Here is a 15,617-nt window from a genome sequence, read left to right as displayed (position 1 = left end):
CATCGGATAAGATCGCAGGATTACAGGATTACAGGTTTACCGGTTCGTCGCCGGCATCAGGTTCGGACCGACCGCCGGCACTTTTTTGGTCAGGTCCATAAATTCATCGTTGTACACAGACAAGGAGTGCCCTTTGCGCATCTCATCGGCGAGGCGTTGGATCTGGCGGGTCTGGGCGCGGTCGGTGGTGATGTGCACGCGCTCAAACACCGGCGCCTGCACCAGAATGCGCTGCCGGACGAAGTTGACGATGTCCGCCTTTTGCGCCGGGCGCACGGTGCGCTCCAGGTTCAGCCCCAAGACCACGGTGCGGCCGACGACGACCGCGCGGGAGTTGGCCACTCCGTCTACGGAAGACGCCAAGTCCTGAATGCGGTCGGCCGTCGAGGTCGGATAGATGCCCTGCGCCGCGTTGGTCGTGCCCGGATAGGTAAACGAGCGCAGGTCGACCGACGGATTGTTCACATCGTTGGCACCGGAGAGATGCTCTTTGTCCCCGTCGCCGTCCACGTCGATGTTTTTGTTGTCGAAGCGCGGCACGTCGACCTTTTCCTGCCCCGGCGCCACATTGTTCGTGTTGACGCCATAGCGCTGCTGGTTGCGCGCCAGGTCGTTGGTCGGCGTACACCCTGCTGCCAGCGTCATGGTCAAGATCGCGGCTGTGAGGCCTGTGATCCATTTGAAACGTTTCTGCATCAAGGTCACCTCCTCCTCGGTGTTGTGCTTATCTTGCCCGCGAGGAGGGGCGCTGACACTGGAAACGAAAAGCAAGCGGCCCTTCCCGTCGGAAGAGCCGCTTGCCGCTTTGCATCTCATGCAAAAGATCACGTATTGGAAATAGCCGGAAGCGATACGGATGTGCCGAGCGGAACTTCGTGACAGTGGCGGCAGCGCGCTTCATACGACTCGGAAGCGCCGACCAGAATCACCGGATCGTCGTACCCGGCAGGCTTGCCGTCGATCAGGCGCTGGTTGCGAGTCGCCGGATCTGCGCAGACCGTGCAGATCGCCTGCAGCTTGGTGACGTATTCGGCCGTCGCCAAGAGCATCGGGGTCGGCCCGAACGGCTCGCCGCGAAAGTCGGTGTCCAGCCCCGCGACGATGACGCGGATGCCCCGCTCCGCCAGCTCCTGGCAGAACGGCACCACATCGGCGTCCAGAAACTGCACTTCGTCGATCGCCACCACCGTGGTCGCTGCGTCGAGATGGGCGCGAATGTCGGCCACATCGGTGATCGCGACCGCATCGACCTTGTCGCCGCCGTGCGAGGCGACCGCCGTCGCATGGTAGCGGTCATCGATCGCCGGTTTGAACACTTGCACCTGCTGGCGGGCGATCTTTGCCCGTTTAATACGTCTGATCAACTCTTCGCTCTTGCCGGAGAACATGCTTCCGCAAATCACTTCGATCCAGCCCGGCTGTTTCGTAAAGTACAAGCCTGATCTCTCCCTAATAAAAAAACAGGGCATTGCGCCCTGTTTTTTCTATACTGTATAGATCGCGGACTACAGGTTGTATTTCTTCTTGAACTTGTCGACGCGACCGCCTGCATCTACAAACTTTTGCTTACCAGTATAGAACGGGTGGCACTGCGAGCAAACGTCGACCTTGAGGTTTTCCTTAGTGGAACCCATTTCGAACTTGTTGCCGCAAGCGCAGGAAGCAGTAGTAACGAAGTACTTCGGATGGATATCAGCTTTCATTCTAGTCACCTCTTTCCTGGTCATAGATTTTGCCATGACCCTTTGTTCATACACACTGGTAGCTAGTATACCATACACTCGTTTTCAGCCGCAAGATTTTCAAGGGCAAGGGAAAAATTCCCTGATTTTTCACATTAGTAATGTAAGAAGGCTTTACAAACTTCAAACGAGGGTGTACCTTAAATATGTGGAATCAGGTAATAATCAAACACTTAACTATAATACGCGATCAATCATAACTAAAATTAACCATTCAGGAGGGTTTAATTTGATCTCTTTAGGACAAAAGATACGCGAGCTGCGGGTGCAAAAAGGACTGACCCAGCAAGAGCTGGGCTCCGGGATCGTCACGATCTCGATGATCTCGCAGATCGAGTCGGACAAAGCATATCCTTCCCACAAAGTGCTGGAGCAAATCGCCGAGCGTCTGGAGACGCCGATCGAATATTTTATTGCCGATATGCAGACACAGATGGAGCAGACCAGCACCTATAAGCTGGCCAAGGCGTATCTGGCCGCCAGCAATTTTGAACAGGCGATTCCCCTGTTTCGCGAGCTGATCGGCAACCCGGCGCCGCATCTCCCGGTGCACGAAGTGCAATTTGATCTGGCAGAAGCGTTTCTGATCTGCGGCGAGACGGAAAAAGCGGTCGAGCTGTTCGAGCAGGTCTATGACACGGTGATTCGCAAAAATGATGACCATACCGCCCTGCTCTGTTTGAACAAGCTCGGCGAAGCGCGCTATGCGCAGGAGAACTTCCCGCTGGCGCTCTATCACTGGCGCAAAGCGTATGAGACGTTCTCCCGGCTGAAAGAGATCGATCCTTATACGCGCGCCCGCATCGTCACCAATCTGGCTCATGCGCATTATCAGCTCGGCGAGTTCGAAGACGGCATCCGCTTCTACCGGGAAGCGTACAACCTGCTGCGCGGCACGACCAACCTGCGCCAGTTGGCCGATGTCTATCTCGGGCTCGGGGTATCCTATAAGAAATTGCGCGACTTCACGCGCGCCATCGATTATTGCCACGATGCGCTGACGATCTATGAGAGCTTGCAGAACAGCAAGCAGGCGATCGACGTCAAAGCTAATTTTGCCTTGGTCGAAGCGGAGCAGGGCCGGATCGAGCAGGCGATCGACCTGCTGCACGAATGTCTCGCCGAATACCGCAAGCTGGAGATTCCAAGCGATGACGCGAAAATTCACGGCGAGATCGCCAAGCTCTACGTGCAGGCCGGCAAGCTGCAACAGGCGGAGGCGTTCTGCCAGGAATCTCTGTTTCTGCTCCCGGACCACGCCCAGAATCTCTCCGCCGTCTACCACGCCTTGGCGATCGTCAAGCGCGAGCAAGGCGATGTGGCGGCTGCGGTCGACTGGTACGAGCGCACGATCGGCACGCTCAGCGAGCAGGAGCACCTGCGCGAACTGCGCTTCGTCTATCAGGAGCTGGCCGACCTGTATGAAAAGCAAAGCGACTATATCAAAGCGACCGACACCTTGCGCCGGATGCATGTCATCCTCGATGAAACGTTGCGCAAGATCGGGATCATGGTCTAACCAAAGCTCTGTGCAACCCTTGAAACATCACGGCCTGTCCGCCTTGGACGGGCCTTTTTTGTCGATCCATAACAGATCGTGTAGCATCTTGTTACAAATTGTAGATAATTTTATACTCACTTTTTTTCGAAACACGGTTGTATTTGTAACTTTCTTCTGTATAATAATTTATAGCGCAGACAGCAACACCATTATCAAACCTTAAACCTAACATAAGTCCTACCACTACATTACACTAGGGTTCGCAGCACGATGATTCTACTTTCTCGGGAGGCACAAACTCATGAAAAAACTCATCGGCATCATCTTCCTCTCTACCGTAGCGATGGTTACGGTACTGGCAGCTCCGCAAGGCAACGCAGAAGCTTGGTGGACCGACTTCGGTCCGAACATCGTATCACCGGATGGAGATGGCACAGGTTCCATCGGAACGGGTCTCGTCGAAGTCGAAATCGACCCGCCGGTGACCAACCTCTGGTGGACCGACCACGGCCCCAACCACTAAGTTTTACGTGCAATAAAGAAAAGCCCTGACCATATGGTCAGGGCTTTTTGATCGTGTTGCGGAACTCGGACGGCGGGACGTGCGTGTACGAGCCGATCACCGTGTTCGGGCATTCGCTCTTGAAGATGTCGAGCATCGTCTTCATGCCGAGCAGGTCGCCTTTCGCTTTCGGGATCGTGCCGAGGTACAGCTCCGGGTCGATGTTCAGGTTGCGCATCTGTATCAGCTTGACGTCATTTTGGTTGATGAAGTCGACCATCGCTTCGATCTCCTCTTCGCGGTCGGTGACGCCCGGGAAGATCAGGTAGTTGATCGACGTGTAGACGCCTTTGTCGGCCGCATATTTCAAGGAGCGTCCGACGTGCTCCACCCCGTACAGGCGCGGGCGGTAGTACGCGTTGTAGTGGTCGTCGAGCGCGGAGATCGTCGAGACGCGCATCAAGTCGAGCCCGGCGTCGGTGATCAGTTTGATCATGTCGACGAGCCCGGCGTTGGTGTTGATGTTGATGAATCCGCGTCCGGTCTCGGCGCGCACGCGGCGGATCGCTTCGGCGATGTCGACGCCGCGCGTGGACGGCTCGCCTTCACAGCCTTGTCCAAATGAGATGATCGCGTCGTCCGACGCTTTCAGGTGGTGCAGCATCAGCTCGACCATCTCTTCGACGGTCGGCTTGAAGTCCATCCGCACCTGCGGCGACGGGAACGGCGAATCGTCCGGCTGCTCTGAGATGCAGCCGACACAGCCCGCGTTGCAGGTCGACGAGACGGGCAGCGCGCCTTCCCAGCGTTCGAGGAAGGTGTTGCGCGAGGTCAGGCAGCCATAGCCGAGCGCACAGTTGGTCAGATGCTTCCAGATGCGGTTGTCCGGATACAGCGTAGTGATCTCCTGCACCTTCTGCTCCACTTGCGCATCCGGGAAGATCATCGGGTTCCAGCGGTACGGGTCGTCGGTCGCATCGGCGGCGACGTAGAAGCTGTCGTCTTTCCAAACCACAGCGGTGTAGCCGAACAGCGGGAACGGCTCGGCGTCGTCCGCCTTGGCATAGCCCGGCAGGAGCAGGCGGGTGAAGCCTTGCGGGAGCAGGGCGCCGACGGCGGTGTACTCCTCGCCCGGCAAGGAGATCGTCTTGCCCGTCTCCGGATCGAAGCCGAGCGCTTTCGTGCCCGGCAGCGAGACGAGGGTCGCGCCGTCCGGGAGCGGGATCAGCTCTTCTTCGTAAATGTCGGTCAGAAATTCCCCGTTGCGCCCGAGGGCGAGCAGGTCGGGATGGTCGTAGATCTGGCCTTTTTTATCGGCATAAACGAGATGCATCGCTCATTCGTCCTCTCTGGTGGTGATCTGTCTTATGATAACACAAAAAGGGACGGATTAACGTGCGTCCGTCCCTTTTGCTTCCTCTTTGTTCAACTGCTTCGCTTCTTTGGCTCCTTCGATCGTGGCGAGGAACTCCTCGTTCGTCTTCGTTTTCTTGAGCGTCTTGAGGAAGAGATCGGTGAAGTCCGGGTTGTCGCTCATCGACTTGCGCATGCCCCAGATCTTGTCGAGATGTTCCTGAGAGACGAGCAGCTCCTCGCGGCGCGTGCCCGATTTGCGGATGTCGATCGCCGGGAAGATGCGCTTCTCGGCCAGGCGGCGGTCGAGTTGCAGCTCCATGTTGCCCGTGCCTTTGAACTCCTCATAGATCACATCGTCCATCCGCGAGCCGGTGTCGACCAGCGCGGTGGCGAGGATGGTCAGAGAGCCGCCCTCTTCGATGTTGCGCGCGGCGCCGAAAAAGCGTTTCGGGCGATGAAGCGCCGCCGGGTCGATACCGCCGGACAAAGTGCGGCCGGACGGCGGGATGACGAGGTTGTAGGCGCGGGCGAGGCGGGTGATCGAGTCCATCAGGATCACGACGTCCTTGCCGTGTTCGACGAGGCGCATCGCGCGCTCCAGCACCAGCTCGGAGACCTTGATGTGGTTCTCCGGCAGCTCGTCGAACGTCGAGGCGACCACTTCGGCGTTGACCGAGCGCTGCATATCGGTGACTTCTTCCGGGCGCTCGTCGATCAACAGCACGAACAGCTCCACTTCCGGATGGTTGGTGGTGATGCTGTTGGCGATCTCTTTGAGCAGCATCGTCTTGCCCGCTTTCGGCGGGGCGACGATCAGACCGCGCTGGCCGAAGCCGACCGGGGTCAGCAAGTCGATGATGCGGGTCGAATATTTCTCCGCCGCCGTCTCCATCGTGAACTTGCGGGTCGGGAACAGCGGGGTCAGCGCCGGGAAATGAATGCGCTCCGCCGCGACTTCCGGGGAGACGCTGTTCACCGCTTCGACCTGCAGCAGGCCGAAGTAGCGCTCGTTTTCTTTCGGTTTGCGCACTTTGCCGGAGACGCGGTCGCCGGTGCGCAGGTCAAAGCGGCGGATCTGGGACGCGGCGACATAGATGTCTTCGCCGGAGGGCGAGTAGCCGACGGGACGCAGGAACCCGTAGCCGTCCTGCATGATGTCGAGCACCCCTTCGGCAAACATGAACCCTTCCTCTTCGGCCTGGGCGCGGAGGATGGCGAAGATCAGCTCGCGTTTCTTCAGCGTGCCGTAATAAGGAATCTCGAACTGTTTCGCCAGTTTATACAGCTCGGTCAGCTTCATCAGTTCCAACTCTGCGATAGTATGCAAGGACCGTTCACCTACAATCATCATGATGAATGCAACACATTAAAGCATTATACCATAGTAGCCGCATTCTTCCTACTTTATGCAGGACGAATGCGGACTGCTCAGGTACGCAACTGTGTAATACGCTTACACCATGACGAGGTGAGGCTTCAGGTTGAGCTTGTGGCGCGCTTCGACGAAGCGCACGGTGCCGGTCTTGGCGCGCATGACCAGCGAGTGCGAGGTGGCGATGTTGTGGCCGAGGAAGCGCACGCCTTTGAGCAGTTCGCCTTCGGTGACGCCGGTCGCGGCGAAGATCGCGTCGTCGCCTTTGACGAGGTCGTCGAGCATCAGGATGCGGCTGTGGTCGGTGATGCCCATCTTGATGCAGCGTTCGATCTCCGCATCCGACTCCGGCTTGAGCCGGCCTTGCATCTCCCCGCCCATGCACTTGAGGGCAGCGGCAGCCAGCACGCCTTCCGGAGCGCCGCCGGTGCCGAACATGATGTCCACGCCGGTCTCGTCAAAGCAGGTGTTGATCGCCGCCGCCACGTCGCCGTCGGAGATCAGTTTGATGCGGGCGCCTGCGGAGCGGATCTGCTCGATCAGCTCTTGGTGGCGCGGGCGGTCGAGCAGGATGGCGACCACTTCGGAGATGCTTTTGTCGGACGCTTTAGCGACCGCTTCGAGGTTCTCCTTGACGGTCGCGTCGAGGTGCACACGGCCTTTGGCGCGCGGTCCGACCGCGAGCTTCTCCATGTACATATCCGGCGCGTGCAGGAGCGACCCCTGCGGTGCGACGGCGACGACCGTCAGGCCGTTCCAGAGGCCTTTGGCGACGATGTTCGTGCCTTCGAGCGGGTCGACGGCGACGTCGAGCGCCGGACCTTCGCCGGTGCCGAGCTTTTCACCGATGTAGAGCATCGGCGCTTCGTCCATTTCGCCTTCGCCGATCACGACGGTGCCTTGCATATTGACAGAGTCGAACATCGCGCGCATCGCAGTGGTTGCAGCGTTGTCCGCCTCATTTTTCTTGCCGGTGCCCATCCATTTGGCAGATGCCAGCGCTGCCACTTCGGTGACGCGCACAATCTCCATTGCTAATTCGCGTTCCATGTTGAATATAACCCCTTCCGTACTCAAAGTTCGGGTATATTATATCACAATGGTTGTATTGTGTTATACTGTTTTCTTTTTGAAGGAACCTCCGCATGTTTGTCGAAACTTGTAACATTTGGTATCGGAAACGGGAAAGGGGGTTCTGCGGTGAAGCGGAGGAAGCGGTTTTTGAAGCTGTATTCGGTGATGCTGACCTTGTTGGCCACCATGACCGTGCTGGCGGTGGTGCTGCGGCCTGTGGACGGCTGGATGCCGCTGCTTCGGCAGCAGTACACACTGCACTTCGGTCCGCAGGTCTTGAACCTGCACCCGCTGGCGACACCGACGCCGACAGAGCCCGTGTATGAGATCAAGGCCGCTTTTCAAGATTCGGGGGAGATCGTGGGTGAGATGAGCGTGACGGTGCCCGAGCTGCGGCTGGACGGGCTGCCGCTCTATCTCTACGTCCCGATGCAGGTGACCGGTGTGAAATTGAACGGAGCGGCGGTCAAGGCGCAAGTGACGGCGGAGCAGGTGCTGATCCCGGCGAAAAAAAGCGCGGAGCCGCAGACGGTGACGCTTGCGTTTCGCACGCAGCTGCCCCAAGCGCCATCGCGCACCGGGTATTGGAAAGGCGTGGCGACCGTGTCCTACTGGTACCCGATCGTCGGAGTCGAGCGGGACGGCGAGTGGATGGAGCGGCCGGCGACGCTGGGATTTGGCGATCCGTATTTGATGGACTTGGGGAATTATCAGGTGGAGTTGACGACGCCGGGGAATCTCAAGTGGTATGCGTCCGGCCTGCAGACCGGCGAGAAGAAGCTGGAGGGCGGACGGCGGGCGCTGACGTTTGAGGCGAAGAAAGTGCGGAATTTTGCGCTGGTCGGCGGGGCCGGTTTTGTGGAGACGAAGTACAAGACGCCGGCCGGGCTGAGCGTGACGGTGGCGTCGGTCTCCAAGGCCGATCTGGGCCGCGCCGAAGCATTGACTCGTTCGGCTGTGGCGACCTATACGGAGCGCTTCGGGCGCAATCCCTTCCCCGTGCTGAGCGTGCTGGAGCTGCCGGCCGGGACGGTCTACGCGCACGAGCTGCCCAACTTGGCGCTGTTTGCCCAAGACCTGTGGACGTATGACGACCCGGAGCATTGGATCGTGCACGAGATCGCCCATGCCTGGTTCTACAACGCCGTGGGCAACTACGAAGTGGAGACTCCCTGGCTGGACGAAGGTCTTGCCGACTACGCCGCCTTGCTGGATACGGAGCGGCGCGAAGGAACGGGGGCGTATCAAGGACGGATCAACGAGGCGTGGAAGCGATTCGCGCACAATTACACGTATACCCCGTACAAGTACGGTACTCCCAACCGCGTGAAGACCGGCAAATCGGCCGTTCCTTACGGGACGTATCAGACGTCGCAGGCGCATTATTATTACACCTACCAGCGGATGGTGCTGATGTATCACGATCTGCGCAAGGTGCTCGGCGATGATGCGTTTTTCAAGTTCCTCCAGCAGTACTATTTGAAGAATGCCGGCCGTACCGCAACGAGAGCCGATCTGGAGCGAGCCCTGGCTGACATCGAGCCGAAAGCGGTCGGCCGGATGAAGATGTGGCTGGACACGCCAAATGATGAGCTGATCGGGCAAGTGGCGGGGCGGTTTTCGAAATAACAGCCTTGGAAATTTTTTACGGATGATATATGATTCTCTTACCCTAGTACGAGGAGGCTCTTGAATGAGCGCACAAGACTTTTTGCAAGCCTGTGCATCGGGCGATCTCGATGCGATCAAAGAGATGGTGAAAGGAGACGCTGAGCTGTTGAATTTGCGCGGCACGACCGGGCAGTCGCCGGTGCTGACGGCGGTGTACCACGGCAAGCCGCAGGCGGCGGAGCTGCTGCTGGAACTGGGCATCGGACTGGACGTGTTTGAAGCGGCGGCGCTGGGCAAAGAAGCGCGCGTGCGCGAACTGGTGGCGGCGGACGAAACGCTGGCGAAGGCGTTTGGCAACGATGGCTTCACGGCGCTGGGACTGGCCGCTTTTCTCGGGCATCTGCCGGTGGCGGCGTATCTGTTGGAGAAGGGCGCGGAGGTCAACTCTGTCTCGAAAAATAACTTCCAGGTCATGCCCCTGCATTCGGCGGTGGCGAATCGTCATGTCGCGATCGCCGAGCTGCTGCTGAAGCACGGTGCGGAAGTGAACGCCCATCAGCAGGACGGCTTCACCCCGCTGCATGAAGCGGCGCAAAACGGCGACACCGCGATGATCTCCCTGCTCCTCACCCACGGCGCCGACCGCAGCATCACCAAAGACGACGGCGAGACTCCGCTGCAAACGGCGCTGCGCCACGACCGTGCTCAGGCGGCAGATCTGCTGCGTGGCTAAGCACAAGCTCATTGTCACGGCGGGTCTGCTGTTGGCATTGGTCATGCTCTACTGGCTGTGGCCGGGCAGGTATGCGATGGAAGCGATGCCATCCTTGGCCGAACCATTTCAGGCGACGTTGCAACTGGCTCCCGGCGAGAGCACGGTGCTGAATCTGCCATATGAGTATGACACGCTGCTGGTCGTCCCGCCGTACACCCCAACAAAATCCTTGCAGTCGCTGCACCTGTCGTGGAAGCTCACCCGGCAGGTCAGCGCCAACTTTACGCATCACGAGAGCTACCACTTCTATGTGATCAAAGACGGCGACCTGCAAGGCTATGCGCTGCTCCAAGCGGATTTTTCCACGACGAACTCCGGGGCCGATCTGGTCCGCATCGATGCTCCTGCACAACTCGAAGTCACGCATCAACCGAATCGGCACCGCCCCTTGGAAATCGGGCCTGCCTCGTAAGAAAAAGGTCTTCCGCTCGCAACTGCGAACGGAAGACCTTTTCGATTATGCCTGCTGTGCTTTCCACGTCAGGTAGTTGCTCATCAGCCGAACGGCGACGTCGATCGCCTGCTCGCTCGGTTCGATCTTGGCATGGTGCAGCCCATACGGGGTATCGGCGCCGAGCCAGAACAGGAAGCCGGGGATCGCTTCGAGGAAGTAGCCGAAGTCTTCGCCGGTCATCGCGGGCGGGCATTCGATCAGGTTGACTTCGCCCGTCTCGCGCACCCAGTCCATGAACTCGGTGGTCAGCGCCTCGTTGTTGAACACCTGGCAGTAGTTCGACCCGTAGTCGATCTGCGCCTCGCACTCAAAACCGGCCTCGATCCCTTTCACCAGCGCCTCGATGCGGCTCTTGACCTTTTTCATCGAGTCGAGCGACATCGTGCGGATCGTGCCTTCCAGCCGCGCATGCTCGGCGATGATGTTCTGGCGAGTGCCGCCGGTGATCTTGCCGATCGTCACCACCGCCGAATCGAGCGGGTCGACGTTGCGCGCCACGATGCTCTGCAATTGCGTGGTCAGATGCGCCGCCGCCACCACCATGTCGTTAGCGGTATGCGGGAACGCCGCATGGCCGCCTTTGCCTTTCAGGTCGATGAACAGCTCCGACGTGTTCGCAAACAGAATGCCCGGCCGCAGCGCGATCGTGCCGACCGGATACTCCGGCGCGATGTGCAGGGCGAAGATCATGTCCGGCTTCCACGCTTGGAACTCTTCGCTCGCGATCATCGGCTGCGCGCCGCCCGGACCTTCTTCGGCCGGCTGGAAAAGGAAGATCAGGTCATCGTCCACCGGATGCTCCACAAAATGCGTCAGCACGCCGAGCCCGATCGTCATGTGCACATCATGCCCGCAGGCATGCATGTAGCCTTCATGCTCGGAGCGGAACTCGTACGACGTATCCTCCGTGATCGGCAGCCCGTCCATGTCGGCGCGGTAGGCGATGCGGCGCGTCGGGTTCAAGCCTTTGACTTTCGCCAAGATGCCCGTGCGCCACGTCTTCAGTTCCAGCCGCTCCTGCGGGAGCTGCTGCAGATAGCGGAGCAGAAATGCCTGTGTCTTAAACTCTTGGAAACCCGGCTCCGGGATGCGGTGCAGGGCACGGCGAATGTCAGCGAACTTGCTCATTACAGTTGGCGGAGCTCCTGCATGATCTCCGTTTTCGACTTGGTCTTCGCATCGATCTCTTTGATGATGCGCGCCGGTGCGCCGGCGACGACAACGCCCGCCGGGACGTTTTGCGTGACGACTGCGCCTGCTGCGACGACAGAGCCTTTGCCGACGCGCACGCCTTCGAGGATCACAGCGTTGGCGCCGACCAGCACGTCATCTTCGATCACCACCGGGTCTGCAGACGGCGGCTCGATCACGCCGGCCACGACCGCGCCCGCGCCGATGTGGCAGTTCTTGCCGATCGTGCCGCGGCCGCCGACGACCGCGTTCATGTCGATCATCGTGCCTTCGCCGATCACCGCGCCGATGTTGATCGATGCGCCAAACATGATGATCGCATTGTCGCCGATCGTCACCTGATCGCGGATGATCGAGCCCGGCTCGATGCGCGCCTTGATGTTCTTCATGTCGAGCAGCGGGATCGCCGAGTTGCGGCGGTCATTCTCGACCACGAAGTCTTCGATCTTGTCCGCGTTGCCGGACAGCACCGGCTCCACGTCTTTCCAGTCGCCGAACAGCACGCCGACATTGCCTGTGAAGAACGTCTTGATGTTCGCGCCAAAATCGATCGCGTCGAGCTGGCCTTTGATATGTACTTTCACCGGGGTCTTCTTCTCGCTCTTGCCAATGTATTCAATGATCTGTCGTGCATCCATCATTTCCAAAATATCCAATCTCCTTTCAGTATGAGAAAAAGCACCTGTAACAGGTGCTTATTTCATCGCTTTGTTCCAGTCGGCCAGGAAACGCTCGATCCCCTGGTCGGTCAGCGGGTGCTTCACCAGCGACTCCAGCACTTTCAGCGGCAGGGTGCCGATGTGCGCGCCAGACAGCGCCGCCTGATGGACGTGCATCGGGTGGCGGATCGACGCCGCGATGATCTCGGTGTCGATGCCGTGGATGTCAAAGATCTCGGCGATGTCGCGGATCAGTTGCATCCCTTCCATCGAGATGTCATCGAGGCGGCCGAGGAACGGCGAAACAAATGTCGCGCCGGCGCGGGCGGCCATCAGCGCCTGGTTGGCGGTGAAGATCAAGGTGACGTTCGTCTTGATCCCCTGTTTGGCAAAGCGGTGTACCGCTTTCAGTCCTTCCAGCGTCATCGGGACTTTGATCACGATGTTTTCATGCATGGCGGCCAGCTTCAAGCCTTCTTCGACCATGCCGTCCGCATCGAGCGAGATGACTTCGGCCGAGATCGGGCCGTCGACGATCTCCGTGATCTCCTTGAGCATCGCGGTGAAATCGCCGCCTTCTTTCGCCACCAGCGACGGGTTGGTGGTGACGCCATAGATCACGCCGAGCTCAGCAGCGCTTTTGATTTCAGCTACATTCGCAGTATCGAGAAAAAATTTCACGAACCACTACCTCCTCCACAAACAGCTTACGCGCGGCCGGAAGAACCGAACAGGCGCATCTTCTGCTTGACGGTCTCTTTGATCGCTTCACGAGCCGGTTTCATGTATTTGCGCGGGTCGTAGACGTTGGCGTCCTTGCCCAGCACTTCGCGGATGACAGCGGTCATCGCCAGTTGGTTCTCGGTGTTGACGTTGATCTTCGCAACGCCCAGCGAGATAGCTTTGCGGATGTCTTCATCCGGAATCCCGGAACCGCCGTGCAGCACGAGCGGGGTGTTCGGCAGCAGGTCGCGGATCTCCTGCAGACGGTCGAACGCCAGCTCCGGCTTGCCTTTATACGGGCCGTGCGCAGAGCCGATCGCCGGCGCCAGCGCGTCGATGCCCGACTCCTGCACGAGGCGCACCGCTTCGGCCGGAACGGCCAACGTCGCGTCGCGCTCATCGACAGTCAGGTCGTCCTCGGTGCCGCCGATGCGGCCGAGCTCGCCTTCCACCTCGATGCCGACCGGATGGCACAGATCGACGATCTCTTTGGAGAGACGGATGTTCTCTTCCAGCTGATAGTGCGACGCGTCGATCATGATCGAGGAGAACCCGGCCTTGATGCACTTCATGACGAGGTCGCGGTTCGGACCGTGGTCGAGGTGCAGGATGACCGGAACTTTCGACGTTTCCATCGCCACGCGCGCCATCGCCACGGTGTACTCCAGACCCATGTACTTGATCGCGCCTTCGGACACGCCAAAGATGACCGGAGATCTTTCTTCGTTTGCCGCTTCGATGATCGCTTGCGTGAACTCCAGGTTGTTCATGTTGAACTGGCCGACAGCGTAGCCGTTCTTGTAGCCGTCGAGCAACACTTCTTTAAAGGATGCAAATGCCATTATGTACCCTCCGTCCTTCCATCGATTGCATGCTGGTGCTTTCCATTCCCCATCATACCAAATTACAGAGGGAGTCCCAACATTTTTCTCGCTTCGTCGGGCGTTGCCACTTCGCGGCCCAACTCACCGGCCAAACGCACGATGCGCTCCACGAACTGCGCGTTGCTTTCGGCCAGAACGCCCTTCGTGTAGTAGATGTTGTCTTCGAACCCGACCCGTACATGGCCGCCGAGCAGAATCGCCATCGTCGAGAGCGGCAACTGGCTGCGTCCGACGCCTGCGACCGACCAGGACGCGCCTGCAGGCAGCTGTGAGATCAGGTGCATCAGATTCTCCGGCGTCCCTGGAATCGCGCCGGGCACGCCCATCACCAAGTCAAAATGAAGCGGTTCGGAAGCCAGGCCTTTTTTGACCAGCCGCATAGCATTTGTTATCATGCCCACCTCGAAAACTTCAAATTCGGGGCGGACGCCATGCTCTTGCATCGTCTGCGCAAACGTCTCCAGATCTTTCGGTGCGTTCATGAACACATCGTCGCCAAAATTGACCGTGCCGGTGGTCAGCGTCGCCATCTCCGGCTGCAAGGTCACCGGCTGCAGGCGCTCTTCCGGCGTCATCCAGACGGCGCCGCCGGTGGAAACCTGCACGATCACCGGGCACAGCGCCTTGGTCTTCTCGATGATCTGGCGGTAGACCTCTTTGTCCTGTGTCGGAGTGCCGTCGTCCTTGCGGGCGTGCACGTGCACCATGGCGGCGCCCGCCTGCCAGCACTCGAAGGCTGCCTGTGCGATCTCGTCCGGCGTGACCGGCAGGTGGGGAGTGTGTTCGCGGGTGACTTCCGCGCCGGTCAAGGCGACGGTGATGATCAATTTCTCCATGCTGCTCAACCTCCCAAACGCTGCTTGTCTTTCGGCGTCACACAGGTGCCGCGCGCATAGCAGACCAGCATCGGCTCCTGCAGCACATCGGCGGCCGACGGGTTGGCCGGATCGACGTTCGCCTGGATCACCTTGTAGGCGTGAAACTCCATCTGGCGGGACGTGTTGCCGATTTTCGTGATCTTGCCGTGCGCTTCAATGTAATCACCGGCAAACACGGGCGCTTTAAACTCCACACAGTCATAAGCGACGAACAGACCTTCGTCGCCATCCAATTGGATCAACAGCTCTGTCGCCACATCACCGAACAGACCGAGCATGCGTGCTCCGTCTACCAGGTCGCCGCCGTAATGCGCATCGTGCGAGCTCATGCGCAGGCGGATCATCGAAGTGTGTTCCATGTTGTACGTACCCCTTTCTTACGAGACCAATTGCTGGTTGACCGCTTCGCGCAGTTCATCGATATCAAACGGCTTGGTAAAATGCGTGATCGCGCCGAGCACGGTCGCTTCCTTGATCAGGTCGAGCTCGCCGTACGCGGTCATCATGATCACTTTCGTCTCCGGCTCGATGTTTCTGATGTGCCGGAGGATCTCCAAGCCGTCCATACCCGGAATCTTCATGTCGAGCAGGACGAGATCCGGCTGCTCATCCTTGACGATCTGCAACGCGGTGACGCCGTTTGGCGCCTGGAAAATCGTGTAGCCTTCTTTATCCAGAACTTCATGCAACAATACGCGGATGCCGTACTGGTCGTCGACGATCAAAACCTTTTTATCCTTGCTGCCCATCGAGTGAGTCCCCTCTCTTCAGATCGTTCAGTTTCCATGAATGTACAGTTTCGCGTCCCACTTGGAAAATCCTTTTCCGCATTGATCAATAACTGACTTTCCCTTAAATTTCGACTATATGCGACAAGAATTCTTTTACAATGTGT

At 58.8% G+C, this 15,617-nt stretch carries 18 protein-coding genes; 5 read left to right on the top strand and 13 right to left on the bottom strand.

The genetic code is table 11. The annotated features are described in order from the left end of the window. Positions 1-36: 36 nt before the first annotated feature. The 3 genes from EV586_RS05140 to rpmE all read right to left on the bottom strand — a co-directional run bounded on the left by EV586_RS05140 (position 37) and on the right by rpmE (position 1,703). The gene (locus EV586_RS05140) at positions 37-696 is read right to left on the bottom strand and encodes a YhcN/YlaJ family sporulation lipoprotein (protein ID WP_165898302.1); all 660 of its coding nucleotides are present in this window, start codon (positions 694-696) and stop codon (positions 37-39) included. A gap of 128 nt (positions 697-824) precedes the next feature. After that, positions 825-1,436 (bottom strand): thymidine kinase, encoded by a 612-nt coding sequence (locus EV586_RS05135; RefSeq protein ID WP_132944009.1) that lies wholly within the window; start codon positions 1,434-1,436, stop codon positions 825-827. Between the two features lie 69 nt (positions 1,437-1,505). Continuing rightward, positions 1,506-1,703 carry a 50S ribosomal protein L31 gene (rpmE, locus tag EV586_RS05130; RefSeq protein ID WP_132944008.1) on the bottom strand — a complete coding sequence of 66 codons (198 nt, stop codon included), beginning with the start codon at positions 1,701-1,703 and terminating at the stop codon, positions 1,506-1,508. Between the two features lie 268 nt (positions 1,704-1,971). Between rpmE and EV586_RS05125 the strand changes: the two genes are divergently transcribed. Then, positions 1,972-3,261: a helix-turn-helix domain-containing protein gene (locus EV586_RS05125; protein WP_165898300.1), complete on the top strand. Its 1,290-nt coding sequence runs from the start codon at positions 1,972-1,974 to the stop codon at positions 3,259-3,261. A 283-nt stretch (positions 3,262-3,544) separates the two neighbouring features. Beyond that, on the top strand, positions 3,545-3,766 hold the full coding sequence (locus EV586_RS05120) for a hypothetical protein (protein ID WP_132944006.1): 222 nt from the start codon (positions 3,545-3,547) through the stop codon (positions 3,764-3,766). Positions 3,767-3,803: 37 nt separating this feature from the next. Here the strand turns inward: EV586_RS05120 and EV586_RS05115 are convergent, their stop codons facing one another. From EV586_RS05115 to glpX, 3 genes are all read right to left on the bottom strand, one after another. Continuing rightward, positions 3,804-5,078 (bottom strand): radical SAM family protein, encoded by a 1,275-nt coding sequence (locus EV586_RS05115; protein WP_132944005.1) that lies wholly within the window; start codon positions 5,076-5,078, stop codon positions 3,804-3,806. A 57-nt stretch (positions 5,079-5,135) separates the two neighbouring features. After that, a complete protein-coding gene (gene rho / locus EV586_RS05110; protein ID WP_279388271.1) occupies positions 5,136-6,428 on the bottom strand; it encodes a transcription termination factor Rho in 1,293 nt (430 codons plus the stop codon). Between the two features lie 126 nt (positions 6,429-6,554). Next, complete coding sequence (gene glpX / locus EV586_RS05105; protein ID WP_132944004.1) at positions 6,555-7,523, bottom strand: class II fructose-bisphosphatase; 969 nt, start codon at positions 7,521-7,523, stop codon at positions 6,555-6,557. Between the two features lie 150 nt (positions 7,524-7,673). Between glpX and EV586_RS05100 the strand changes: the two genes are divergently transcribed. The 3 genes from EV586_RS05100 (at position 7,674) to EV586_RS05090 (ending at position 10,345) form a co-directional block, all read left to right on the top strand. Beyond that, positions 7,674-9,176, top strand: coding sequence for a M1 family aminopeptidase (locus EV586_RS05100; protein ID WP_132944003.1), 1,503 nt, complete (start codon positions 7,674-7,676; stop codon positions 9,174-9,176). 64 nt (positions 9,177-9,240) lie between these two features. Then, positions 9,241-9,891 carry an ankyrin repeat domain-containing protein gene (locus EV586_RS05095; RefSeq protein WP_132944002.1) on the top strand — a complete coding sequence of 217 codons (651 nt, stop codon included), beginning with the start codon at positions 9,241-9,243 and terminating at the stop codon, positions 9,889-9,891. After that, positions 9,884-10,345 (top strand): hypothetical protein, encoded by a 462-nt coding sequence (locus EV586_RS05090; RefSeq protein WP_132944001.1) that lies wholly within the window; start codon positions 9,884-9,886, stop codon positions 10,343-10,345. The genes EV586_RS05095 and EV586_RS05090 overlap by 8 nt, the downstream gene beginning before the upstream one ends. A gap of 45 nt (positions 10,346-10,390) precedes the next feature. On the opposite strand, the gene EV586_RS05085 is transcribed toward EV586_RS05090, so the two are convergent. The 7 genes from EV586_RS05085 to EV586_RS05055 all read right to left on the bottom strand — a co-directional run bounded on the left by EV586_RS05085 (position 10,391) and on the right by EV586_RS05055 (position 15,471). Beyond that, the gene (locus EV586_RS05085; protein ID WP_132944000.1) at positions 10,391-11,515 is read right to left on the bottom strand and encodes an N-acetyldiaminopimelate deacetylase; all 1,125 of its coding nucleotides are present in this window, start codon (positions 11,513-11,515) and stop codon (positions 10,391-10,393) included. After that, the gene (gene dapD / locus EV586_RS05080) at positions 11,515-12,225 is read right to left on the bottom strand and encodes a 2,3,4,5-tetrahydropyridine-2,6-dicarboxylate N-acetyltransferase (protein ID WP_132943999.1); all 711 of its coding nucleotides are present in this window, start codon (positions 12,223-12,225) and stop codon (positions 11,515-11,517) included. Before dapD ends, EV586_RS05085 begins: the two co-directional genes overlap by 1 nt. 48 nt (positions 12,226-12,273) lie before the next feature. Then, positions 12,274-12,918, bottom strand: a complete 645-nt coding sequence (fsa, locus tag EV586_RS05075) for a fructose-6-phosphate aldolase (protein ID WP_132943998.1) — start codon at positions 12,916-12,918, stop codon at positions 12,274-12,276. 26 nt (positions 12,919-12,944) lie between these two features. Next, positions 12,945-13,802, bottom strand: a complete 858-nt coding sequence (gene fba, locus EV586_RS05070; protein WP_132943997.1) for a class II fructose-1,6-bisphosphate aldolase — start codon at positions 13,800-13,802, stop codon at positions 12,945-12,947. A 62-nt stretch (positions 13,803-13,864) separates the two neighbouring features. After that, positions 13,865-14,680 (bottom strand): 3-keto-5-aminohexanoate cleavage enzyme, encoded by an 816-nt coding sequence (gene kce, locus EV586_RS05065; protein WP_132943996.1) that lies wholly within the window; start codon positions 14,678-14,680, stop codon positions 13,865-13,867. A gap of 5 nt (positions 14,681-14,685) precedes the next feature. After that, positions 14,686-15,081: a 3-aminobutyryl-CoA ammonia lyase gene (kal, locus tag EV586_RS05060; protein WP_132943995.1), complete on the bottom strand. Its 396-nt coding sequence runs from the start codon at positions 15,079-15,081 to the stop codon at positions 14,686-14,688. An 18-nt stretch (positions 15,082-15,099) separates the two neighbouring features. Then, complete coding sequence (locus EV586_RS05055) at positions 15,100-15,471, bottom strand: response regulator (RefSeq protein WP_132943994.1); 372 nt, start codon at positions 15,469-15,471, stop codon at positions 15,100-15,102. Between the last annotated feature and the right edge of the window lie 146 nt (positions 15,472-15,617).

Origin of the sequence: Tumebacillus sp. BK434, from assembly GCF_004340785.1 — a bacterium.
Taxonomy (GTDB): Bacteria; Bacillota; Bacilli; order Tumebacillales; family Tumebacillaceae; genus Tumebacillus_A.
The sequence above is the reverse complement of the archived record's forward strand: the minus strand, read 5'-3'. Positions and strand labels throughout refer to the sequence as shown.